This window comes from Saccharopolyspora tripterygii (genome assembly GCF_054778355.1).
Window position 1 is genome coordinate 207,097 of the sequence record NZ_BAAGZP010000029.1, and the last position, 21,289, is coordinate 228,385.

The following is a 21,289-nucleotide window of genomic DNA, read 5'->3' on the forward strand; positions in this document are numbered from 1 at the left end:
TGCCGGACGTGTCCAACCGGGAACTCGTCGTGCTCGGCACGGCCAGCCAGGCGCCGACCCGTACCCGCAACCACAACGGCTACCTGCTGCGCTGGGACGGGCAGGGGCTCCTGTTCGACCCCGGCGAGGGCACGCAGCGGCAGATGACGTTCGCCGGCGTCAGCTCCAACGACGTCGACCACCTGTGCCTCACGCACTTCCACGGCGATCACTGCCTGGGCGTGCCCGGGGTGGTGCACCGGATGGCCTCCGACCGGGTGCGCGGCGCGGTGCACGCGCACTACCCCGCTTCCGGCGCCGAGCACTTCCACCACCTGCGCCACGCCTCCGCGCACGACGACGCGGTGCAGCTCGACGAGCACCCGATCACCGGTGGCGGCGAGATCGCACGGGACGAGTTCGGCACGCTGCGCGCGATGCGGCTGGATCACCGGATCGATGCGTTCGGCTACCGGCTGGAGGAGCCCGACGGCCGCAGGATGCTGCCCGAGGCGCTGGCGCGGTGGGGCGTGCGGGGATCCGACATCGGCCGGGTGCAGCGCGGTGAGTCGGTGCGAGTCGGCGGGCGGACGGTGGATCCGCGAGAGGTCAGCGAGGTGCGCGCCGGGCAGCGCTTCGCCTTCGTGATGGACACCCGGCTGTGCGACAACGTGTTCGCGCTAGCCGAGAACGCCGACATGCTGGTCATCGAGTCGACCTTCCTCGACCAGGACGCCGACCTCGCCGAGCGGTACCGGCACCTCACCGCGAAGCAGGCGGCGCGGGTCGCGGCCGAGAGCGGTGTGCGGTGCCTGGTGCTGACCCACTTCTCCCAGCGCTACACCGATCCTCGCCGGTTCCACGACGAGGCCGCGGAGGTCTTCGACGGCACGATCGTGGTGGCCTCGGACCTCGACCGCATCGCGGTCCCCCGGCGCCGGTGAAAACGGAACACGCCGTGGCCGCTCCACTGCCGCGCGAGGTGATGGGTCGTACCGTGTGCCCAAGCTCGTGCCGCCGTACGTGAGGAGCGGAACCGGATGACCAGCGCCGATGTGCTCGTCGATGCGTTCAGCCGGATTCAGGGGGTCGTGCACGACGCGGTCGAGGGCCTCGACGAGGAGGCCCTGGCGCACCGCATCGATCCCGAGAGCAACTCGATCGCCTGGTTGCTGTGGCACCTCGCGCGGGTGCAGGACGACCACATCGCCGACGTCGCCGAAACCGAGCAGGTGTGGCTGGTGCAGAACTGGGCGACCCGCTTCGAGCTGCCGCTGGACGAGGAGGACACCGGCTACGGCCACGACTCCGACCAGGTGGAGTCGGTGCGGGCCTCCGCTGAGCTGCTGACCGGCTACTACGACGCCGTGCACGAGCAGACCCTGCGGTTCGTCACCGGACTCGGCGACGCCGACCTGGACGAGGTGATCGACGCCAGCTGGTCACCGCCGGTCACCCTCGGCGTTCGGCTGGTGAGCGTGATCGCCGACGACCTGCAGCACGCCGGGCAGGCGGCGCTGCTCAACGGTTTCCTCCGCCGCAGCCGGTGACGGCCGCCGGGGGTGGCGGCTGAGCACGTCGGTGCTGGACAATCGCGACATGGCCGAGCGCAAGCCTCCCGGGGTCACCTTCGAGTCGTGGGTGGACCGGCAGATCCGCACCGCCCAGGAGCGCGGCGAGTTCGACGACCTTCCCGGTGCGGGCAAGCCGTTGCCCGGTGCCGGTGCTCCGCTGGAGGAGCAGTGGTGGATCAAGGAGCAGCTGCGCCGCGAAGGTCTCTCCGGTAGCGCGCTGCTGCCCACTTCCCTGCGCTTGCGGCGCGAGGTCGGCGAGCTTCCCGAGACCGTCGCCGACCTGACGACCGAGCAGGCGGTGCGCGACGTCGCGGCCGAGCTCAACCGGCGCATCGTGGAGCACCTGCGCGCCCCGGAGGGGCCGCAGGTGGCCGTGGCACCCGTCGACGTGGACGCCCTCGTCGAGGGCTGGCGGGCCCAGCGCGTCGCTCCCCTGTCCGCTGAACCTGAACCGCAGCCCGCGCCGACCAGGCCGAAGTCGCGCGTGCGGCGCTGGTTCCAACGCTGACCTGGTCGTTCCCACTGCGCGGGCGCTTTTGACTGGCGTCACCGCTCCTGATTGCATCTGGTGGCATGGCAACGGGACCGCTGCTGGTGCAGCGTGCGCACATCGACCTGCTGTGGGTCGCCTCCGCTGCGTGTCCGCGCGGTTGAGCTCTACCGCTCCCGCCCGTTCACACCCCGCAGCAATGGAGAAACGTGCCATGACGCTGGACCCGACACCAGCGGACTTCGCGCCGGAGGACGCCGGTCTCGTCGAAGTCACCGCCCGATTCGTCGTCACCCGCGAAGACCTGGGTCTTCTGGAGAGCATACTGACCCGCAACGCCGAGCTGCGCGAAACGATCCCGGCGCAGTCCACGGTGGACACCGAGGCGGCCGATCCGCCGAAGCTGCGAATCCTCGTGGCCGCCAGGCAGATCATCCGCCAGGACGGCACCCGGATCGGGTTCACCCGGCTGGAGTTCGACCTGCTGGTGTTCCTCGCGCGCAATCCCGGACGGGTGCACCACCGCAACACGCTGCTCGCGGCCGTGTGGGACTTCTCCAGCGAGCCCAGGACTCGCACGGTCGACGTCCACGTCCGGCGGATCCGCAACAAGCTGGGCCCTGAGCTGGATCTCATCACGACGGTGCGCGGAGTCGGCTATCGTCTCGATCACGCCGACCGCATCCGAATCATCACCGACTAGCACGATCGCGTTGACCGCGAACACTGATCGCGCAATCCTGGTGAAGTTTCGTCAGCGAACTGAATCCAGGTGGCGACATGAGCGTGGTGATCGGCGTGTTGGTGCACGCGCGGCACCAAGACGTCTTCCGCCAGGCCGCGAGCACCATCACCGGCGCAACCCTGCGCTGGGGCGTGTGGCGTGACAGCGACCAGGCAGGCGACCGGCTGGAGGAGCTGCTGTCCTCGCCGGGGATGAACGGCCTGCTGGTCGGTCCGGGTTCCTACGAGGTCGTGCGCGGTCGGCTCCCGGACGGACTGCCGGTGACGGTGACCCGGCCGGGCGCGCTCGAGCTCGCGCTGGCGGTGGCCAGGATGCGCAACGACTTCCCGGAGCACCGGCGAGCCAGCATCGACACGTTCGAACCCGACGTCATCCAGGAGGTCACCGGGTCCCTGGGCCTCCGGCACTCCGCCCTCCCCTACGCGTCGGGGCAGCCGGTCGAGGAGATCCTGGCGCACCACCGCACGGCGCTGCGCAACGGCGGGGTGGTGATCACGCCGCGCCAGGCGGTCGCCGAAGCGCTGCGCGCCGAGGCGCCAGTGGTCGACGCCGACCTGACCGCGGATTCGGTGCGCGGCGAGCTGCAGGACCTGCTGCTGCACGTGAGCTCCGGCCAGGCCGACGGTGCGCGATTCGCCGCGGGCGTGTTCCACGTCCGCGATGGTGACGACGTCGAGCGCGCCCGGGCGGGCTTACGCGAACTCCTGCTGCAGGACCCGCAATTGGCCGGGTCCTGGTTGGAGAACCGGGGCAAGCGCGGGTTGGTCGTGTTCGCCCACAAGGCGCTGCTGGAACGCGCGACCTCGGACTGGCAGGTGGTGCCGGCGTTGCAGCAGGCCGAGCGGAGCATGGACGTGCGCGTCGCCGCCGGTTTCGGGTTGGGTGCTTCGGTGCGGGCCGGGATCGCGCTCGCCGAGCGCGCCGCGGTGCGGGCCGAGGCCGAACCGAACTCGTGCGGATTCGTCATCCACGACAGCGGGGTGATCATCGGGCCGATCGGCGGGTCGGGTCGTCGCGCCGAATTCGCCTACCGAGATCACAGCACCGAGCTGGAGAGCCTGGCGCGGGAGGTCGGCCTGAGCGCCACCACCCTGTCGCGCCTGGTGGCGCTGGAGCGCGAGCTGCGCGGCCGCGCGGTCTCCCCCAGCGAGCTCGCCACGCTCCTGGGCATCACCGATCCGAGCGGCAGGCGGCTGATCCGCAAGCTCGGGACCGCCGAGCTCGTCACCTCCGAGGGGAGCGCGCAGCCCACCCGGCGCGGCCGCCCGACCCGCCTCTACCGGCTCCGCCTCGGCGAAGCCCTCGGCCAACCAGGCTCGACCCTCGACTAGGAGTTCTTGAGGATTGCGGCGGAGCCGCTGTTTCAGGTGTGGGACTCAGCCTGCACCGCCGCGGGTTCGCCAGCGCCTTCGTGGCGAGTACGCCGCCGACGCCGATGTCCACCCCGGGGTAAGCGGAAGACATCAGGAGCGGCGCACGGAGTCCACGAAGACGCTGCGCTTTCCCGTTCGGGGGTTTCCGCTACCCGCACCGCCAAGCAAAACAACTCATCAACAGCTCCTAGGAGTTGCGGTGCGGCGTGGGCGGGGGCTCACCCCGAGGTCAGTCGCCAGGCGGTGAGCGCGAGCGTGGCTCGGACGAGTCCGGAGGACTCGGTGAGTTCCATGCCCAGCTCGGTGCCGAGGCGTTCGATCCGCCTGGCGACGCTGCTGTGGTGCAGGTGCAGCAGTTCGGCGGCGCGCCGGCGGGATCCGGTCGCGCAGTAGGCGTCGAGGGTGGCCAGGTCGTCGGGATCGGCGGCGAGCCGCTCGATCGCGGCGACATCTCCGTTGGCCCGCAACGCTTCCGGCGTCGCGTGTTCGAGAAGCGCTGCGGCGCCCAGGTCGCGGTGGTGCACCACGGGACGGTGCGGGGCGGTGAAGCGCAGCGCGGTGCGTGCCTGACACCAGGACCGGTCGACGCTCTCGTCCGCGCCGATTCCCGCCCGCACGTCCGGTGGGAGGCGATGCGCGTCCACCGTGGTCGCGAGCACGACGCCGATGTCGCCCAGCGTCGCGGCTTTCACCGGTCGCGTCGGGCAGAGCGCGGCCGCGACCTGGTCGAGGTGACGCGTGCTGCGGATCGCGGCCACCCGCAGCGGCAGGTCGGTGGGCAGTCCCAGCAGCTTGAGCGCGCGGGTGCGGGGCGGCTCGTCGACGCCGGCGCTGATCACGAGCTCCACCAACGCGGGGTCGGCTATGGTCGTGGGCACCGGTCCGTGCCGCTCGACCACCGCTGCCGCCGCGATCGCGAGCCGGTCCAGCAGCAGGTCGTCGAGCTTCGCCGGGGTCCCCGCGCGCTCCAGCCAGACGCATCCGACGCGCTCGTCGTCGAGGGTGATCGGCACGGTCGCCGACGGCAGCAGCGGGGGCTCCGGCGCGGGCCTGCCGTCGGGGGCCATGCGGACGGTGCGGGCGTTGCCGTCGAGGCGCACGGCGGCGACGCACTCGGCGAGGTTCGCCGAGGCGCGCACTAGCGCGGGCAGATCGACCCTCCTGCGCATCAGCGTGTCGTAGAACATCACGACTCGGACCGCTCCGCCCGCTTCCGCATCCAGGTGCGAGAGCCGCGCGGCCAGTGCTTCCATGGTTCGCAGACTAGGCGACATCCGGTGCGCGGGTCAGCCGGAACGCGCGACGCGTGGCGGCTGATCGACGGCGCGAGGCAGGGAAGGCTACCGGTATGGATCCCGAACTCGAAGCATTCATCCCGCTGTTCCCGCAGGCCGACCTCAGCGATCCGGCCGCCGCCCGCAAGGGGCTCGCCGAGCTCGCCTCCGCGGCCGCGCCACCGGACACCTCCCGGATGGAGGTCACCGACCGGCTGGTGCCCGGCGACGTCGACGTCCCGGTGCGGATCTACCGGCCCCAACGGGCCCAGGGCGCGCTGGTGTGGTTGCACGGCGGCGGTTTCGTCATGGGCGACCTCGACACGGAGCACCCGTGGGCCGGCCGCATCGCCGAGCTGGCGGGCACCACCGTGATCTCGGTCGGCTACCGGCTCGCTCCGGAGAACCCGTACCCCGCCGGCTTGGACGACTCCTACGCCGCGCTGCTGTGGACCGCCGAGCACGCCGCGGAGTTCGGCGTCGACCGGGCGCGCATCGCCGTCGGCGGGCACAGCGCGGGCGCGTGCCTGGCGGCGGCCGTCGCGTTGCGCGCCCGCGACCAGGACGGACCGGCGCTGCGCTTCCAGCTGCTCAACCAGCCCGAGCTCGACGACCGGATGCGGTCCTGGTCGTCCCGCAACTTCACCGACACGCCCTGGATGACCTCCGAGAAGCAGGCCACGACGTGGCGGCACTACCTCGGTTCGGCAACGCCCACGGCCTACGCGGCACCGGCCCGAGCCACCGACCTGTCGGGACTGCCCCCGGCCTACGTGGCCACCGCGGAGTTCGACCCGCTGCGCGACGAGGCCCTGGAGTACGCCCAGCGCCTGTTGCAGGCGGGCGTCGGGGTCGAGCTGCACCAGTGGGCGGGCACGTTCCACGGCTCGCAGGCGATCCTGTCCGCCGAGGTCTCGCAGCGGCAGATCGCCGAGGTCGGGCAGGTGCTGCGCCGCGCGCTGGCCGAGTGAGCTCGGCAAGCGAGTTGACAAGTTTGCGCAAGGTTGGTCAATATCTGCTCCACCCGGTGCACCGCCGGGGCGTGACGGAGCGGAGGGGCGATGGCGCCGACCTTGACCGACGTGGCCAAGCGGGCCGACGTCGCCCTGTCCACCGCGTCGCGCGCCTTCAGCGATCCGCAGCGGCTCGGACCGGGCACCTTGCGCAAGGTCCTCGACGCCGCCCAGGACCTGGGCTACCAGGCGACCAAGTCCGCTGAGGCCCAGGTCGCCGGATCGACCGTCGCGATGGTCGTCCCGGACATCGCCAACCCGGTGTACGGGACGCTGGTCAAGGCGGCGCAGGGCGAAGGGCGGCGCCGCAAGCAGACCCTCGTGCTGCACGACACCGACCGCGACCCGAATCGCGAGCGCGAGGCGATCGCCCACCTGCGCAGCCAGGTCGCGGCCATCGCGGTGTGCTCGTCCCGGCTGCCCGCCGACGAGCTGGTCGAGCTGTGCGGATCGACGCCGGCCGTGCTGATCAACCAGGAGCACTCCGGCGTCGACTGCGTGCTCGCCGACGCGGGCGAGGGCCTCCGCCAGGCCATCGACTACCTCTGCGCGCTGGGCCACGAACGCCTCGCGTTCGTCTCCGGCTCACCGCACTCCTGGTCCAGCCCCCGCCGCGTGCAGCTGGTCGAAACCTTGGCCGCCGAAGCGGGAATCGAGCTGGAAGTCCTCGGCTGGCAGGCCGAGACCGTCGCGTCCGGGACCGCCGTGGCCGCCAGCGTGCTGGCCACCGGCGCCACCGCCGTGATCACCCACAACGATCTCGTCGCGTTCGGCGTGATCAAGGGGGCCCGCGCCCTGGGCGTGCAGGTGCCCGACGGCCTCAGCGTCATCGGGATCGACGACGTGGCGCTCACCGACGTCTCCCGTCCCTCGCTGACCAGCATCTCGATCCCGTGGTCCAAGGCGGGCGCGCTGAGCGTGGAACTCCTCGGCCCGATCCTGGGCGGGAACCGGCCGCCTCCACGCCACCACCAGCTGCCCGCGCAGCTCGTGGTGCGCGACTCCACAGCCCCCGCCGCCCGCTGAACCCGTCCGTCGATTGGCCCACCATGCACCGTCTCAACGCCTCCACCACGCCCGTCTCCGCGCTGCAGCACCACCGCGCGCTGGGCGCGCCCGGCATCGTCCACCTCGGGCTCGGCAACTTCCACCGCGCCCACCAGGCCGTGCACACCGCCCGCGCGCTGGAGCACACCGAGGGGCCGTGGGCGATCGTCGGCGTCGCGAACTCCTCGGCCACCGTCGCCGAAGCGATGCGCGAGCAGGAGATGCGCTACGGGGTCGTGGAGATCTCGCCCGAGCGCACCGAGGTCGGGGTGCCTGCCGTGCACAGCGACGTCCTGGTCGCGGCGCACCACCCGGACGCGGTTCTCGACGCGCTGGCGGCCCGCGAGACCCGCATCGTCACCCTGACGATCACCGAGAAGGGCTACACCTGCTCGCCGCGCACCCGGGGTCTCGACCTGGACGACCCCGGTGTCCGCGCCGACCTGGCGGGCGGGTCACCGCGCACCACGATCGGCCGGCTCGCCCGCGCGCTGCAGCGCCGCGCCGCGCATGCTTCGCCGGTGTCGATCCTCAGCTGCGACAACCTCACCGGCAACGGTGAGCTCACCGGGAAGCTGGTGCGCGAGTTCGCCGAGGCGCTTCCCGCCGCCGAGCGCGAGGACCTGCTCGCCTACCTGCGCACCTCGGTGACCTTCCCGAACGGCATGGTCGACCGGATCGTGCCCGCCACCACCGACGCCTACCGCGAGGCCGTCGCCGATCGCCTCGGGTTGCGCGACGAGGTCCCGGTGCCCGCCGAGCCGTTCAGCATGTGGGTGCTCGAGGACCGCTTCGCCGCGGGACGCCCGGCCTGGGAGCACGGCGGAGCCACCTTCACCGACGACGTCGAGCCCTTCGAGCTGATGAAGTTGCGGCTGCTCAACGGCACCCACTCGCTGATCGCCTACCTGGGCGCGCTCGACGGCTGCGACCTGATCGCCGAGTCCACCGCGCGCCCGCACATCGCCGAAGCGGCCGACCGGCTGATGCGCGAGGACTACCTGCCGACGCTGACGATGCCCTCCGGCATCGAGTTCGAGGACTACTCCAAGCAGCTGTTCACGCGCTGGAGCAACAGCGCGCTGGGCCACCGCACGCGCCAGGTCGGCTCCGACGGGTCCACCAAGCTCGCCCAGCGCGTGCCCGAAGCTGCCGCGCTGCACCTGGAGGCCGGTCGGATGCCGCAGCACCTCGCGTTGTGCGTGGCCGCCTACCTGCGCTGCACGACCGCACCGAGGGCCACCGAGCACACCGCGGCCCTCGCCGACCCGGCCGCCGAACGGATCCGCACCGCTCACGACAGTGCCTCGGGCACTGGTGATTTCGTCGCCGCCGCACTGCGCGACGGCCTGCTCGGCGACGCGCTCGCCGCGCACCGGGAGTTCCAGGCGCGCGTCGCGGAGTTCGTCGACGTGCTCGCCGCCCACGGGGTCGCCGCGGCGACCGAAGAAGCCCTGCAAGCCCAGAACTGACGCAGCACGACCAGATTGCGTGGACCCGAATGAGCGAACAAAGAAGTTCCGCAGCGGACACGACCACCGAGGCGCCACCGGACCGCAAGGCCGTCCGGCGCGCAGCGTGGGCCGGACTGATCGGCACGACGCTGGAGCAGTACGACTTCGTCATCTACGGCACGGCGTCGGCGCTGATCTTCAGCAAGCTGTTCTTCCCCAACATCTCCCCTATCGCAGGCATCCTGGCCTCCTTCAGCGCCTACGCGGTGGGTTTCGCCGCGCGCCCGCTCGGCGGGCTGATCTTCTCCCGCTTCGGTGACCGGCTCGGCCGCAAGTGGGTGCTGGTGGCCACGCTGCTGCTGATGGGCGGATCCACGCTGGCCATCGGCCTGCTGCCGACCTACTCGCAGGTGGGGCTGCTGGCTCCGGTCCTGCTGGTGGCGTGCCGGTTCTTCCAGGGCATGGGAGCCGGGGCCGAGCAGGCAGGTGGCGCGACGCTGCTCACCGAGACGGCGGGCAGGGGCAAGCGCGGTGCGCTGGCCTCGCTGGTGATGACCGGTGCCGCGCTGGGCACCGCGCTCGGCGCCGTCGCCTGGATCCTGGCCCAGTCGCTTCCAGAGGAAGCGCTGATGACCTGGGGATGGCGGCTGGTGTTCGGCAGCAGCCTGCTGGTGACGATCGCCGCGCTGATCATCCGCCGGAAGCTCAACGAGAGCCCGGTGTTCCAGGAGCTCAAGGAGCAGGTCGGCGAAACCCGCGCACCGATCTCCGAAACGTTCCGCAAGGGCCGCAAGCCTCTGCTGCTGGCGTTCTTCCTCAACGTCGGTTCCAACGCCCAGTCCTACACCTACCAGGTGTTCATGGCCTCCTACCTGGTCTCGACCGTCGGCGTGGACAAGGCGTTCGTGCCGAAGGTGCTGCTGCTGGGCGCGATCTGCGGTGGGATCGCGGCGTTCGGCTTCGGCGCGCTGTCCGATGTGGTCGGCCGCAAGAACGTCTACGCCACGATCATGGGTGCCCTGGTGCTGCTGCCCGTGCCGACCTTCGTCGCGCTCAACACCGGGTCCCCGGTCGCCATCACGGTGGCGATCGTGCTCGGATTCGTCCTGGCCTGCCACGGTTCGGTCGGGGTGCAGATGAGCTACTTCCCCGAGCTGTTCGGCAACCGCTACCGCTACGCGGGCGTGGCGTTGGGCCGTGAGTTCTCGGCGGTCCTGGGCGGTGGTGTCGCGCCGCTGATCTGCGCGGGCCTGATGGCCGCGTTCGGCGGATCGTGGGTCCCGGTCGCGATCTACATGATGGTGATGATGGCCATCAGCTTCGCCGCCTCGCTGATCGCTCCGGAGACCAAGGATCGCGACCTCAACGTCGCCCACGACGCGGCCTGAGCGCGGAGCGGGCATCGGCCGCGTGGCCGATGCCCGCAGCGTCACCTCGTCCGCGCGGCTGATCCGGTGGGGAATCCGCATGTCATAGCCTCTCGACGTGCACAACGAGGTTCCCGCCGAGGGCGCTGCCCTCCCCCGCCCCGCACGGCACGCGCTCACCGCCGGGTTGTGCGGGGCGCTGCTGTTCGTGTGGTTGCTCGACCTGGAGTCCTCCGACGGCATCCGCGACGCGGACAACAACTGGATCCCGCCGCTGGTCGCCGGAGCAGCCGCCGCGCTGCTGCTGCTCGTCCCCGACCGGTACCTCTCGCTGAACCGGCGTTCCTGGATCGCCGCGGTCGGCTCGCTGGCGCTCACCGCGACGATGCTGCTGACGACCGGGGTTCAAGGCAGCTGGGGCGTGACGGAGTCGTTCTGCCTGCTGATCCTGCTCGGCCGGGCGTGCCGCCGGATCCCGGTGCCGCTGGTCGCGCTGCCGCTCGGACTGGCCGTCATCACCGGACCGGCGCGGCTCTTCAGCTGGGACCGGGAGGAGTTCACCTCTCTGCTCAGCTTCTCGTTCCTGCTCACCTTCGCCGCAGGTGGCGTGATCGGCCTCGGCTGCTACCTGCGCGTGCTCGACTCCCGCCGCGCCCGCGCGGTGGAGTCGGTGCGGCAGGGCGAACGCCTGGAACTGGCGCGCGACCTGCACGACTTCGTCGCCCACCACGTCACCGGGATCGTGGTGCAGGCCAACGCGGCGCGCGCGATCCGCGAGACCGCGCCCGAGCAGATCGACGCGATCCTGACCGACATCCACGACGCGGGGGCCGAGACGCTCGACTCGATGCGGCGGCTGGTCCGGGTGCTGCGGGAGGTCGACGGACCGCCCCGGCGCCACGGCGAGCTGTTCAGCGAGATCGCCGCGCTGGTCAGCGATTTCAGCAGCGGCGACGACCAGCGCGCGACGCTGTCGATCGCCGCGGCCGCTCGCGGCGCGCGGCTCGCTCCCGAGGTGGAGACCTCCGTGCACCGGCTGGTGCAGGAGTCGTTGACCAACGCGCGGCGGCACGCGCCCGGCGCGGTGGTGTCGGTGCGGGTCGACCTGGCCGACGACCGGCTGCGGGTGGAGGTCGCCAACACGGCACCCGCCGAGCGGACCGCGCCACCCGTGGGCGGCCACGGCGGTTTCGGCGTCGTCGGCCTGCGCGAACGGGTGTCCGCCGTGGACGGCACGATGGAGGCGGGCGCCACGCCCGACGGCGGTTGGCGCATCGCCGCCGACTTCCCCGTGCTGGGCGTGCCAGACTCGTCGGCGTGAGCGACACCCCGACACGCGTGCTCATCGCCGACGACCAGCGGCTGGTGCGCAGCGGTTTCCGGATGATCCTCGACGCCCGGCCGGACATCGAGGTGGTCGGCGAGGCCGCCGACGGCGTCGAGTGCGTCGAGCTGGCCAGGCGGCTCCGCCCGGACGTCTGCCTGGTCGACATCCGGATGCCGGAGCTCGACGGCCTGGAGGTGACCCGGCTGCTGGCCGGCCCCGGCACCACCGAACCGATGCGCGTGGTGGTCGTGACCACTTTCGACCAGGACGACTACGTGCACCAGGCGTTGCGCAACGGCGCCTGCGGGTTCCTGCTCAAGGACGCCAGCCCCGCGCTGCTGGTCGAAGCCGTCGAAGCCGCGCACCGCGGGGACGCGCTGATCTCCCCGGCGGTCACGGTCCGGCTGCTGCACCGGCTGGAACCCCAGGAAGCGCCGGGTCCGGCGCAGGCGCCGCCCGCGGTGCTGTCCGAGCGCGAACTGGACGTGGCGCGGCTGGTCGCGGTGGGCCGCACCAACCAGGAGATCTGCGCCGAGCTGTACGTCTCGCTCGGGACGGTCAAGACCCACCTGACCAACGTCCAGTCCAAGCTGGGGACCCGCAACCGGGTGGAGATCGCGGCGTGGGCGTGGTCGACCGGCGCCGTCACCGCCGACCACACCGGCTGACGGTCGGCCGGATTCCGGACTTTCGGCTGATCGAGATCGTCCCGCGGGCCGAGGCGCGCAGCGGCGCTCGCGAGGCACCGTGGTCGTCATGAGCACCTCAGGAAGCGAATCCTCCCGGGCGGGCGCGGCCCGGACCGCCGATCCACGACCTCCCCGCCCCGCCGGTTCGAGCCCGAACCACCCGTCTCCTAACGACACCGGCGGGACCGCGCCGCGCCGGGTCACCGAGTGGGACGCCCTCCGCGGTCTTGCGCTGTGCGGCATCCTGCTCGTCAACATCCCGCAGATCAACCACATGACCCACGGCGCCGAGAGCGGCGCCTCGCACCTCATCTCGACCGGCCTCGGGATGCTGGTGGAGCAGCACTTCTTCCCGATCTTCGCGTTCCTGTTCGGGCTGAGCTTCTCGCTGTTCCTGGAGGGCGCTCAGCAACGCGCCCGCCGCCCGCGCCTGATGCTGGCGCGCAGGCTGCTCGTCCTCGGGCTCATCGGCGCCGCCCACCACGTGCTGCAGCCCGGTGAAGCGCTGCTGCCCTACGCGATCTTCGGGCTGCTGGTCCTGCTGCCCGCGTCGTGGTTGCCGACCTGGGTTCTGCTGCCCGCGAGCGCTCTCGTCACCATCGCCGGGTTCACCGTGGTCTCGGGCGGGATCCTCGGCATCCCGGGGCTCTTCCTGCTGGGGCTGGTCTGCGCCCGGAGCGGGATCGCGCGGACGATCGACCGCCGTCCCGGGCAGCTCGCCGCGGTGCTGGGCGTCGCGCTGCTGCTGAGCGTGGCGGCCGTCTGGGCGCAGCTGGTGTACCCGCCGGACGGTCCGCTGGCGACCCGCATCACCGCGGGGGCCGGTGTTCTCGGCGCGGTCGCCTACGCCTCGGCCTTCCTGCTCGTGATCCGCACCAGGATCGGCCGGCCGGTGGCGGCTCTGGTGGAACCGCTCGGCAGGATGGCGCTGACGAACTACCTCACGGCCACGTTGCTCGTCGTCGCCGCGTCCGGTCCGCTGGGCCTGCGCGAATCCACCGACTGGTCCACCGCGCTGGTGCTGGCGCTGAGCGTGCTCGCCGCGCAGACCGGCTTCAGCCACTGGTGGCTCGGGAAGTTCCGGTACGGCCCCGCGGAGTGGGCGCTGCGCAGCGCGACCTGGTGGAAGCCGGTGCCGCTGCGTCGCGCGCCCGCGTAGCCCCGCGCCTCACTCCTCGCGCACGAAGCGCAGGTAGCGGGTCGCCGAGCGCTGGACGATCTCGTGGGCGCCGGTGGGGATCACGGTGTCCCACCAGGCCCCGTGGAGGGAGTCGAAGGTGAGTTCGTCGAGGAGCTCGGCGGCCCGCTGGACGACGGAGGGCCGTTCCGGGATGAGGTTCGGGTAGCTGTACATGAAGCCGACGTGCGTGCGGTCCGGGATGACCTGGACGATGTCGCCGCTGAACAGCGACCCCCTCCCGGCGGCGCGGTGCAGGACCGTACCGCCCGCGAAGTGGACGCCGAGGTTGATCAACGTCAAGCCGGGGACGATCTCGTGTGTTGTGCCGCTCCAGAACCGGATCGCCGGGTCCGGGCGGCCCACCCACTGCCGGTCGGCTTCGTGCAGGTGGACGGGCACGTCGAAGGCGCGGGCCCACTCGACCATCGTCGTGTAGTAGTGCGGGTGGCTGATCGCGATGCCGATCAGACCGCCCAGATCGTTGATGGCGCTGACGATCTCGTCGTCCAGGTAGGCCGCGCAGTCCCAGAGCACGTTGCCGTGCTCGGTGCGCACCAGCAGCGCGCGCTGGCCGATGGCGAACTTCGGCTCGCACCCGATGCCCAGCACATCGCCCTCCTCGCGGAGCACCGCGCTGTGCTCGGCGCGGAGGGCGTCGAGGTCGGTCCACTGCTGACCGTCGCGCGGGACCCACTGGCGCTCGTCCTCGCACACCGGGCAGTCCTCGCGGGGTTCTGCGTACTGCATCCCGCAGGTGACGCAGATCGGCAGAGCCATGTTCCCTCCCCAGGATTCGGTGACCGGCCCACGCTACCGCTGGTCACCGACCTGGGACAGGCGGATGATGGCGGCATGTGCCGCAGCATCAAGACCCTCCGCCCGCCCTACGCCGAGCAGGTCACCGACGCCGACGTCCGCGCTGCCGCCCTGCAGTACGTCCGCAAGATCTCCGGATTCCGGGCGCCCGCCGCCCACAACGCCGAGAGCTTCGAACAGGCGGTGGACGAGATCGAGCGCGCCACCGCCAAGCTCCTCGGGTCCCTGCAGGTCCGAGGCCGGTGAGCCCGGTCGTCAGTCCTCCCGGCAGTGCGAGCCGGTCGTGCGCGGGACGTCGAGCGTGGGGTTCCGGTCGAAGAAGCCGACGGGCCTGAGAGCGAATCCCGCGCGGTCCACCGGCATGATCGGCCAGTCCTCGGGCCGGGGGAAGTGGGTCAGGCCGAAGGTGTGCCACACGACGATGTCCTCTCCGTCGATGTCGCGATCCTCGGCTGTCCAGGCGGGCAGGCCGGCGCCACCCGGGTTCTGGTTGACGAGATCGCCCGCGGGGAAGCGCTGGTCCGGGTCGTAGCGGGTGACCCACAGGTGCTTGGTGGCGAACGTTCCCCTGGCGTGCACCGACGAGGACTGGTCGGCGAGCATGACCGGCTGCCCCTCGGGGTGCAGCACGTAGGAGGTGTTGCCGCCGTAGCGGTTCTGCCGTTCGGGGTTGACGATGTGCCAGGTGCGGGCCTTGGCGTTGTCGGCGAGCCGCGCACCTTCTCGTTCGGTGGTCAGCCGGGTTCGCTTGGCGCGGAAGGCGTTTCCGCGCGGGTTGATGTCGCTGACCGGGACGCTCTCGGCCTCCACCTCGTCCACCGCGTTGCGCAGGCCGTCCACCGCCACGTCGAGCCTGGCGCAGAACAGGTGCTGGTGGAACGGAGCTCCCAGGCCCGGCCCGATCTGGCTGGCGTGGTCGTGACCCTCCTCGGGGTAGGCCGAGGTGAAGGTGATGCCGGTGGCCTTGCACTCCAGCTGGATGGTGCCGTCCAGGTAGAGGTACCAGTAGAAGCCGTAGTCGTAGTTGCCGACGGTGGTGAAGAACGAGATCACCAGCCTGCGCTGCCGCCGGGTCTCCTGCGAGCCGGTGAACAGGTCGGTGTGCTTCCACAGCACCCCGAAGTCCTCCTCGTGCAAACAGATCCCGTTGCGGATGGTGCGCGGGAGCCCGAAGTCGTCGGCGACCACGGCGTCGAAGTAGTGGATCTCGCCCAGGCAGTCGCAGCCCAGTTCCAGCGAGTTGGTGTAGCGGGCGAACATGTACTCGCCGCAGTCGAAGTAGTTCTGCCAGAACCGCACCGGCGACGGGTCGGCGTAGGGAACCACCATTTCGGCGATCGACGCGCGGTGCAGCACGGGCCGCTCGTGGAACGACAGCTGGTGCAGCGTGAGGCCCTCGCGCTCGTTGAAGCCGAGCCGCACGTCCCAGTTCTCCCAGCGCACCCGGTTGCCCTCGACGGTGAAGCTGGGGCCTTCGGGCTGGGTGATCTCGATGGGCTTGAGGCTCGTGCGCTGCGGGCCGGTGACCTCCGGGTCGTCGTAGTTGCCGGATTCCTGCGGGACCGGGAACTCGCGGTGGTCGATGACCCGGGTGACCTCGCGGCCGGTGAGGTCGATGTAGGCGCACAGGCCGTCGACCGGGTGGGCCCACGGGTGGTCGGCCGCGTGGAACTGCTGGAACCCGAGCGACCGGATGATCCGCTTGCCCCGCTCCCCCGGCTCGTCGTACACCCCGGCCGACAGCGGTGCGGGGCGCACCGTCGCCGGGTCGATCCCGCGCTTGCGCAGGGCGGAGGTCCAGCGCTCGTCGGCGTTGACGATCTCCTCGACCAGCTCGAACTCGGAATCGATGATCGGGGGTTGCCCGTCGACCGCGGGGTCGAGCCGTCGGACTTGGTCCACGGTGGACCGCGATGTGGAGACGACGGTGTCGTGCGAGGCACCGGTGGCCAGGTCCAGCAGGATCGCCCGGAACCGGCGGTCCACCTCCTGACCCGGCCGGTGCTCCAGCACTGCGGTCTTGTCCGGCTCCTCCAGCGCGACGAAGGTGAACCGGACGTGCTCGCCGAGCAGCCCGGCCTCGTCGAGCACCTCGCGAACTCGGGTCACCTCCTGCGCGGTCATCGGGTCCAGCGGGTGGATGGTCGCGGTGGCGGGCTGCTCGGCGATGGTCATGCGTCCTCCCCGGAACGGCCGCCGGTCGGGCGGCGCAGGCCATCACCAGCATGCCGCCGATCGCAGCCGCGAGCGAGGACGATCCCCCGAAGAGAGTCCGCGCTTCGCCCCGGGACGGAGGCCCGCACTGCCGGTCAGGGTTGGGGAAGTTTTCATGAAAACTTCCCCAACCCTGACCGAGCGGCCGAGGTCACCGGCCGAGGACCGAGCCCAGGACCGCCTCGCCGTTCTGGGCCAGGCCGCGGAGCGGAACCGTGCCGTCGCAGACGAGCACGTTGCACTGCGGGTGCGGCGCGAGGTCCGTGAGCAGCACCCTCGGATCGGCGTAGTTGATCGGGTTGAAGTCGAAGTCGAACGGGGGGTTCTGGTACGGACCCGGGTCCGGGACGTGCTGGTCGCGGATTCCGCGCAGCAGGATCCGGAAGAAGTTGTGGTACAGGTCGGCGGGCAGCGAACTGGCGATCCCGGCGGCGTTCGGCGCGGTGTCGCCGAGCAGCCCGGTCCAGGTCACCACGATGCCCAGGCTGGGGATGACGAAGTTGTTCTGGTGGAAGGCGCCGACCATCGCGTAGAGGTCGGCGGGAGCGCTGGTGATCATCTGCCGGTCCACGGTCTGGGCGTGCGGCACGTTCGCGCTCGTGCAGGGCTTGCCCGCGTTGGTCCAGAACAGGAAGCCGTAGCAGCCGTTGGTGGCGGTGGGTTGCCGGAGCTGCGAGACGTAGTCGGCGGACACGACCCTGGTGCCGTTCCACTCACCGTCGTGGGCCATCAGCAGGCCGAGCCGGGCGAACCGCTCGGGCGGGATGAACAGGTGTGCGTAGCCGTAGGTGTTGCCGGAGCGGTCGCGGAGCCAGACGTAGTCGTGCGCGGCGATGCCGACCGGCGCGAACAGCGCCTCCTGCGCGAATTCCTGGAGGTCGCGTCCGACGGCGCGCTGGACGACGAAGGCCAGCAGGTCCACTCCGCGCTGGCTGTACTCGAACGCGCTGCCCGGTTCGCGCACCAGCGGTTGCGCGAGCGCTTCCCGGGCGATGTCGACGTCGGTGCCGGTGGTGGCCGCTTCGCTGGCGATCGCCTGGCGGATCCCGCTGGTCTGGGTGAGCAGCTGCCGGACGGTGATCGCCCGATGCGCGGCATCGCCCCAGCCGGGTCCCTGCGGCAGGTACCGGTCGATGGGGTCGTCGAGCTGGAGCTGCCCTCGATCCCTCGCGATCCCGGTGAGCAGCGAGACGACCGATTTCGTGGAGCTCCACACGTTGACCGGGACGTTCTGGGTGACGGGGTCGAGGGCGCCGGTGCCGACCAGGCAGTCGTGCCGGAAGACCTGCACCGAGGCGCGCAGGTGCGTGTTGGCGTAGGTGAGGGCGTCGCGGACGGCCGCCGGGTCGAGGTCGACGGCGCCGGGTTCAACCCTGGTGGCCGCACTGTCGCCGTCCGGAGCGGCGCACCGGGTCTCGGGCCGTCCGGGCTGGGCCGTGGCGGTGGCGCCCCCTGCTGCGGCGGCCACGACCGCCAGCAGGACCACGAACCTCTTCCCCCGCAGCGACATCGCAGGTCCTCTCCTCGCCGACACCGTCGTCCTCTCACCCAACGGGCGTCGAGCCCGGCAGGTTCGGTTGTCGGCGGGGGGATTTTCGGCGGAGTTCGCGGATCCCGCTCAGGCCAGCGGCTTTCCGCGCCGCATCCGCGTCCGCAGGTCCCACAGCGCCAGGTTGAACGGGAAGCGGCGCAGCGGGCGAGGCGTCACGCCGAGCACGCCCGAGACGACCGAGATGATGCGGTCGAACCGCTCCTGGTCGCGCGTCGTCCACTCCAGGCGCATCTCCTCGCGGAACCTCGGCGGCAGGAACCCGGTGGTCATGAACACGTTGAACGGCCCGAACACCGCGTTGATCGGCGCGGGCAGGAACTTCAGCGCCGCCACGTCGTGCAGGAATTCGCGCACGGTGTCGTCGATGTGCACCTTGTCGAGCTGCTCGTTCCAGTACCGCTCGAACTCGGCGCGGTCGGCCGGCCAGTTCTCCTCGCGCACCTGCAGCGTCGTGCCGAGCGCGGAGGAAGACCGGTAGACCTCGTCGAGGTCGGGATCGGAGACGTCGCCGAAGAGGCGGTAGATGTCCTCGATGCCCCTGTACAGGCAGGCGGCGACCCACAGCTGCAGCTCGGGGTCGAACGCGTTGTAGGACACCGGGCTGTCGTCGGTGGAGCGGACCTGCGCGTGCTGCTTGTTGACCGCGCGCCGGTAGGCCTTGCGCTCCTCGTCGGAGCCCAGCGTGGCGACGGCGATGTAGGTGATCGTGGTGCGGGTTCGCTTGACCGGGTGCTTGAACAGGTTGCCGCTGTCGACCCGGCTCTCCACCACGCCGTGGCCGACACCGGGGTGGCTGAGCTGCATGATCACGTTCGCCGCACCGGCCAGCAGGCCGGCGCCCAGGACCGAATCGTCCACGCTGCTGCTTCGCTGCATCGCACGTCCTCCGCGACCACCCGGCGACATTTTTGGAAACGTTCGTTCTCACATACATGAGACGAGTAGCCGCCCGAGATGTCAAGATGGGTCGGTGGCCACCACTCCTCTGCGCGTCTACGGCGGCGTCGCGGGCTCGGACCGCCAGGCCGAGCGTCGCGCCCTGTTCATCGAGTCCGGGCTGGAACTGCTCGGCTCCCCCGACGGCGACGCGGCGCTGACCGTGCGCGGCGTCTGCCGCCAGGCCGGGCTGGCCAACCGCTACTTCTACGAGAGCTTCACCGACCGCGACGAGCTGGCGACCGCCGTCTACGACCACGTCGTCAACGAGATCGCCACCACCGCTCTCGACGCCGTGTCCGCGGTGGAGGAACCCGAGGAGAAGGTGCGCACCGGACTGGCCAGGATCGTGCGGCTGATCGCCGACGATCCGCGACGCGGCAGGCTGCTGTTCTCGCCGTTCCTGTCCGGCACCCCGCTCGTGCACCGGCGGACCGAGTCGACGCGGTTGTTCACCCAGCTGCTCGGCACGCAAGCGCGCCAGGTCTACGGCGTGCAGGGCGGCGCCCGGCTGGAGCTGCTGTCGGGGTTCCTGGTCGGCGGGCTCGCCCAGACGCTGACCACCTGGCTCGACGGCGAGCTGGACGCCACCGAGTCCGAGATCGTCGAGTGGAGCTCCCAGATCTTCCTCGCCACCTCCCAGTTTCCGCAGTAACCGGGCCGAACGTCCGAACACGTCCCAGACGGGAGCGACCTGTGACGCTGACCGACCGGATCACCGCAGCGGTGGCCAAACCCCGCACCGACGACGACTTCGACGCGCACGCCGAGTTCACCGACGTCCTGGCCGGGATCGGGATGAGCCCCTCGGACACCGGTGGCCAGGTCCGCTTCCTGGGCGCCGACCCGGTCGTGCCCAGCACGCTGCGGCTGGGCGGCGCGGCGGCGATCACGCTGGCCGCCAAGTCCGCCGCCATCGCGCGGCTCTGGCGGATGCGCGGCGGCGAGGGCCAGGACATCGAGGTCGACCTGCGGTCCGCACCGCACCGGCTGTGCCCGTTCTACGACCGCAAGTGGGAGCTGCTCAACGGATATCCCGGTGGCGGGGAATCCAACCAGGCCTTGGGGTTCCGCTTCTACCCCACCGCCGACGACCGCTGGGTGATGCCGCTCAACCCGTACCCGAAGATCAAGGCCGGTGCGCAGAAGCTGCTCAACGCACCCGAGGACTCCCAGGCCGTCGCGGCGGCGATTGGCCGGTGGAACGCCCGGGACCTCGAGGACGCGGGCGTCGAGGCGGGCGTGGTGATGCCGATGCTGCGCACCGCCGAGGAGATCCTCGCCGAACCGCAGTACACCGAGCACTTCGCCGGCATGCCGCTGGTGGAGATCGAGCGCATCGGCGACGCCGAACCCGAACCGCTCGCACCCGGTGCCGAGCAACCGCTCTCGGGCATCCGCGCGCTCGGGATGGGGCACGTCATCGCCGGGGCCGGGACCGGTCGCGCGCTGGCGCTGCACGGCGCCGACGTGCTGAACCTGTGGCGACCGGGCGAGTTCGAGCACGAGGGCGCCTACATGAGCGCCAACGTCGGCGTGCGCTCGGCGACGGTCGATCCCCGGACGCACCGGCAGACCGTTGCCGATCTGCTGGCGGGCGCCGACGTCTTCTACGCCAACCGGCGCCCCGGCTACCTCGGCGAGCTCGGGCTCTCGCCGGCCGAAGCCGCGGAGCTGCGACCGGGGATCGTGCACGCGACCACCACCCTCAACGGCGAGAGCGGTCCGTGGGCCGACCGCGTCGGTTTCGACCAGACCGCGGGCAGCCTCGTCGGGATGATGCACCTGGAGGGCGACGGCACCAGGCCCAAGCTCTCACCGATCCTGGTGGTCAACGACTACATCGTGTCGTGGCTGCTGACCGCGGGGATCAGCAGCGCGTTGGCCCGCCGCGCCACCGAGGGCGGCAGCTGGCGGGTCCACGTCTCGCTGACCCGCGCGGCCCTGTGGATCCTCAGCCTCGGCGTCTTCGACCGGCAGTACGCGGCCGAGGTCGCCGGGATCGACGAGCAGCACCGCTACCTGGACCCCGAGACCTTCACCGCCGACACACCTCTCGGCCACTACCAGGGCGTCACCGACCAGGTCCGCATGACGGCCACCCCGGGCCACTACCGCCACGTCCTCCTCCCCCGAGGAGCAGCCCGCCCAACCTGGCTCTGACCCGAGACGTCCCCGGCATTTCCCAGTTTTAGTCCAAACTGAGCCGACATTTCGGACATGATCATGGCTCGGTTTGGACTAAAACTGGGAAGTCGG

General features: G+C 71.2%; 20 protein-coding genes. 15 read left to right on the forward strand and 5 right to left on the reverse strand.

Going from position 1 to position 21,289, the window contains the following annotated elements; translation table 11 throughout:
• The first annotated feature begins 8 nt into the window (after positions 1–8).
• The 5 genes from ACYVF3_RS22570 to ACYVF3_RS22590 all read left to right on the forward strand — a co-directional run bounded on the left by ACYVF3_RS22570 (position 9) and on the right by ACYVF3_RS22590 (position 4,119).
• On the forward strand, positions 9–923 hold the full coding sequence (locus tag ACYVF3_RS22570; RefSeq protein WP_461156238.1) for a ribonuclease Z: 915 nt from the start codon (positions 9–11) through the stop codon (positions 921–923).
• 96 nt (positions 924–1,019) lie between these two features.
• Entirely contained in the window at positions 1,020–1,529 is a 510-nt protein-coding gene (locus ACYVF3_RS22575; RefSeq protein WP_461156239.1) for a mycothiol transferase, read from the forward strand.
• 49 nt (positions 1,530–1,578) lie between these two features.
• A complete protein-coding gene (locus ACYVF3_RS22580; protein ID WP_461156240.1) occupies positions 1,579–2,061 on the forward strand; it encodes a DnaJ family domain-containing protein in 483 nt (160 codons plus the stop codon).
• Between the two features lie 196 nt (positions 2,062–2,257).
• Positions 2,258–2,746: a winged helix-turn-helix domain-containing protein gene (locus ACYVF3_RS22585; protein WP_461156241.1), complete on the forward strand. Its 489-nt coding sequence runs from the start codon at positions 2,258–2,260 to the stop codon at positions 2,744–2,746.
• A 77-nt stretch (positions 2,747–2,823) separates the two neighbouring features.
• On the forward strand, positions 2,824–4,119 hold the full coding sequence (locus ACYVF3_RS22590; protein ID WP_461156242.1) for a hypothetical protein: 1,296 nt from the start codon (positions 2,824–2,826) through the stop codon (positions 4,117–4,119).
• Positions 4,120–4,379: 260 nt separating this feature from the next.
• Here the strand turns inward: ACYVF3_RS22590 and ACYVF3_RS22595 are convergent, their stop codons facing one another.
• A complete protein-coding gene (locus tag ACYVF3_RS22595; RefSeq protein ID WP_461156243.1) occupies positions 4,380–5,414 on the reverse strand; it encodes a helix-turn-helix domain-containing protein in 1,035 nt (344 codons plus the stop codon).
• Positions 5,415–5,509: 95 nt separating this feature from the next.
• Here ACYVF3_RS22595 and ACYVF3_RS22600 point away from each other — a divergent pair, with 95 nt between their 5' ends.
• The 7 genes from ACYVF3_RS22600 to ACYVF3_RS22630 all read left to right on the forward strand — a co-directional run bounded on the left by ACYVF3_RS22600 (position 5,510) and on the right by ACYVF3_RS22630 (position 13,491).
• On the forward strand, positions 5,510–6,406 hold the full coding sequence (locus tag ACYVF3_RS22600; RefSeq protein ID WP_461156244.1) for an alpha/beta hydrolase: 897 nt from the start codon (positions 5,510–5,512) through the stop codon (positions 6,404–6,406).
• Between the two features lie 90 nt (positions 6,407–6,496).
• On the forward strand, positions 6,497–7,474 hold the full coding sequence (locus ACYVF3_RS22605; protein WP_461156245.1) for a LacI family DNA-binding transcriptional regulator: 978 nt from the start codon (positions 6,497–6,499) through the stop codon (positions 7,472–7,474).
• 23 nt (positions 7,475–7,497) lie between these two features.
• Complete coding sequence (locus ACYVF3_RS22610; protein ID WP_461156246.1) at positions 7,498–8,967, forward strand: mannitol dehydrogenase family protein; 1,470 nt, start codon at positions 7,498–7,500, stop codon at positions 8,965–8,967.
• Positions 8,968–8,996: 29 nt separating this feature from the next.
• Positions 8,997–10,337: an MFS transporter gene (locus tag ACYVF3_RS22615; RefSeq protein ID WP_461156247.1), complete on the forward strand. Its 1,341-nt coding sequence runs from the start codon at positions 8,997–8,999 to the stop codon at positions 10,335–10,337.
• Positions 10,338–10,434: 97 nt separating this feature from the next.
• Positions 10,435–11,637: a sensor histidine kinase gene (locus ACYVF3_RS22620; protein WP_461156248.1), complete on the forward strand. Its 1,203-nt coding sequence runs from the start codon at positions 10,435–10,437 to the stop codon at positions 11,635–11,637.
• 62 nt (positions 11,638–11,699) lie between these two features.
• A complete protein-coding gene (locus tag ACYVF3_RS22625; protein WP_461156386.1) occupies positions 11,700–12,311 on the forward strand; it encodes a response regulator in 612 nt (203 codons plus the stop codon).
• 88 nt (positions 12,312–12,399) lie between these two features.
• The gene (locus ACYVF3_RS22630) at positions 12,400–13,491 is read left to right on the forward strand and encodes a DUF418 domain-containing protein (RefSeq protein WP_461156249.1); all 1,092 of its coding nucleotides are present in this window, start codon (positions 12,400–12,402) and stop codon (positions 13,489–13,491) included.
• A gap of 9 nt (positions 13,492–13,500) precedes the next feature.
• Here ACYVF3_RS22630 and ACYVF3_RS22635 read toward each other — a convergent pair whose 3' ends face one another.
• A complete protein-coding gene (locus ACYVF3_RS22635; RefSeq protein ID WP_461156250.1) occupies positions 13,501–14,289 on the reverse strand; it encodes an MBL fold metallo-hydrolase in 789 nt (262 codons plus the stop codon).
• 75 nt (positions 14,290–14,364) lie between these two features.
• Here ACYVF3_RS22635 and ACYVF3_RS22640 point away from each other — a divergent pair, with 75 nt between their 5' ends.
• Positions 14,365–14,574 (forward strand): DUF2277 domain-containing protein, encoded by a 210-nt coding sequence (locus tag ACYVF3_RS22640; protein WP_132674176.1) that lies wholly within the window; start codon positions 14,365–14,367, stop codon positions 14,572–14,574.
• Positions 14,575–14,583: 9 nt separating this feature from the next.
• On the opposite strand, the gene ACYVF3_RS22645 is transcribed toward ACYVF3_RS22640, so the two are convergent.
• The 3 genes from ACYVF3_RS22645 to ACYVF3_RS22655 form a co-directional block, all read right to left on the reverse strand.
• Complete coding sequence (locus tag ACYVF3_RS22645) at positions 14,584–16,503, reverse strand: primary-amine oxidase (protein ID WP_461156251.1); 1,920 nt, start codon at positions 16,501–16,503, stop codon at positions 14,584–14,586.
• A gap of 190 nt (positions 16,504–16,693) precedes the next feature.
• Positions 16,694–18,052, reverse strand: coding sequence for a serine hydrolase domain-containing protein (locus ACYVF3_RS22650; RefSeq protein ID WP_461156252.1), 1,359 nt, complete (start codon positions 18,050–18,052; stop codon positions 16,694–16,696).
• Positions 18,053–18,160: 108 nt separating this feature from the next.
• Positions 18,161–18,970 (reverse strand): oxygenase MpaB family protein, encoded by an 810-nt coding sequence (locus ACYVF3_RS22655; protein WP_461156253.1) that lies wholly within the window; start codon positions 18,968–18,970, stop codon positions 18,161–18,163.
• Between the two features lie 94 nt (positions 18,971–19,064).
• Here ACYVF3_RS22655 and ACYVF3_RS22660 point away from each other — a divergent pair, with 94 nt between their 5' ends.
• Positions 19,065–19,685, forward strand: a complete 621-nt coding sequence (locus tag ACYVF3_RS22660) for a TetR/AcrR family transcriptional regulator (protein WP_461156254.1) — start codon at positions 19,065–19,067, stop codon at positions 19,683–19,685.
• Between the two features lie 41 nt (positions 19,686–19,726).
• Complete coding sequence (locus tag ACYVF3_RS22665; RefSeq protein ID WP_461156255.1) at positions 19,727–21,193, forward strand: CoA transferase; 1,467 nt, start codon at positions 19,727–19,729, stop codon at positions 21,191–21,193.
• Positions 21,194–21,289 lie beyond the last annotated feature (96 nt).

Bases quoted from the DNA above. Each gene is read 5' to 3' on its own strand.
- ACYVF3_RS22580 (WP_461156240.1), top strand. From the start codon at position 1,579: ATGGCCGAGCGCAAGCCTCCCGGGGTCACCTTCGAGTCGTGGGTGGAC.
- ACYVF3_RS22600 (WP_461156244.1), top strand. From the start codon at position 5,510: ATGGATCCCGAACTCGAAGCATTCATCCCGCTGTTCCCGCAGGCCGAC.
- ACYVF3_RS22590 (WP_461156242.1), top strand. From the start codon at position 2,824: ATGAGCGTGGTGATCGGCGTGTTGGTGCACGCGCGGCACCAAGACGTC.
- ACYVF3_RS22610 (WP_461156246.1), top strand. From the start codon at position 7,498: ATGCACCGTCTCAACGCCTCCACCACGCCCGTCTCCGCGCTGCAGCAC.
- ACYVF3_RS22640 (WP_132674176.1), top strand. From the start codon at position 14,365: ATGTGCCGCAGCATCAAGACCCTCCGCCCGCCCTACGCCGAGCAGGTC.
- ACYVF3_RS22635 (WP_461156250.1), bottom strand. From the start codon at position 14,289: ATGGCTCTGCCGATCTGCGTCACCTGCGGGATGCAGTACGCAGAACCC.
- ACYVF3_RS22655 (WP_461156253.1), bottom strand. From the start codon at position 18,970: ATGCAGCGAAGCAGCAGCGTGGACGATTCGGTCCTGGGCGCCGGCCTG.
- ACYVF3_RS22625 (WP_461156386.1), top strand. From the start codon at position 11,700: ATGATCCTCGACGCCCGGCCGGACATCGAGGTGGTCGGCGAGGCCGCC.
- ACYVF3_RS22595 (WP_461156243.1), bottom strand. From the start codon at position 5,414: ATGGAAGCACTGGCCGCGCGGCTCTCGCACCTGGATGCGGAAGCGGGC.
- ACYVF3_RS22645 (WP_461156251.1), bottom strand. From the start codon at position 16,503: ATGACCATCGCCGAGCAGCCCGCCACCGCGACCATCCACCCGCTGGAC.
- ACYVF3_RS22650 (WP_461156252.1), bottom strand. From the start codon at position 18,052: ATGTCGCTGCGGGGGAAGAGGTTCGTGGTCCTGCTGGCGGTCGTGGCC.
- ACYVF3_RS22605 (WP_461156245.1), top strand. From the start codon at position 6,497: ATGGCGCCGACCTTGACCGACGTGGCCAAGCGGGCCGACGTCGCCCTG.
- ACYVF3_RS22585 (WP_461156241.1), top strand. From the start codon at position 2,258: ATGACGCTGGACCCGACACCAGCGGACTTCGCGCCGGAGGACGCCGGT.
- ACYVF3_RS22630 (WP_461156249.1), top strand. From the start codon at position 12,400: ATGAGCACCTCAGGAAGCGAATCCTCCCGGGCGGGCGCGGCCCGGACC.
- ACYVF3_RS22615 (WP_461156247.1), top strand. From the start codon at position 8,997: ATGAGCGAACAAAGAAGTTCCGCAGCGGACACGACCACCGAGGCGCCA.
- ACYVF3_RS22575 (WP_461156239.1), top strand. From the start codon at position 1,020: ATGACCAGCGCCGATGTGCTCGTCGATGCGTTCAGCCGGATTCAGGGG.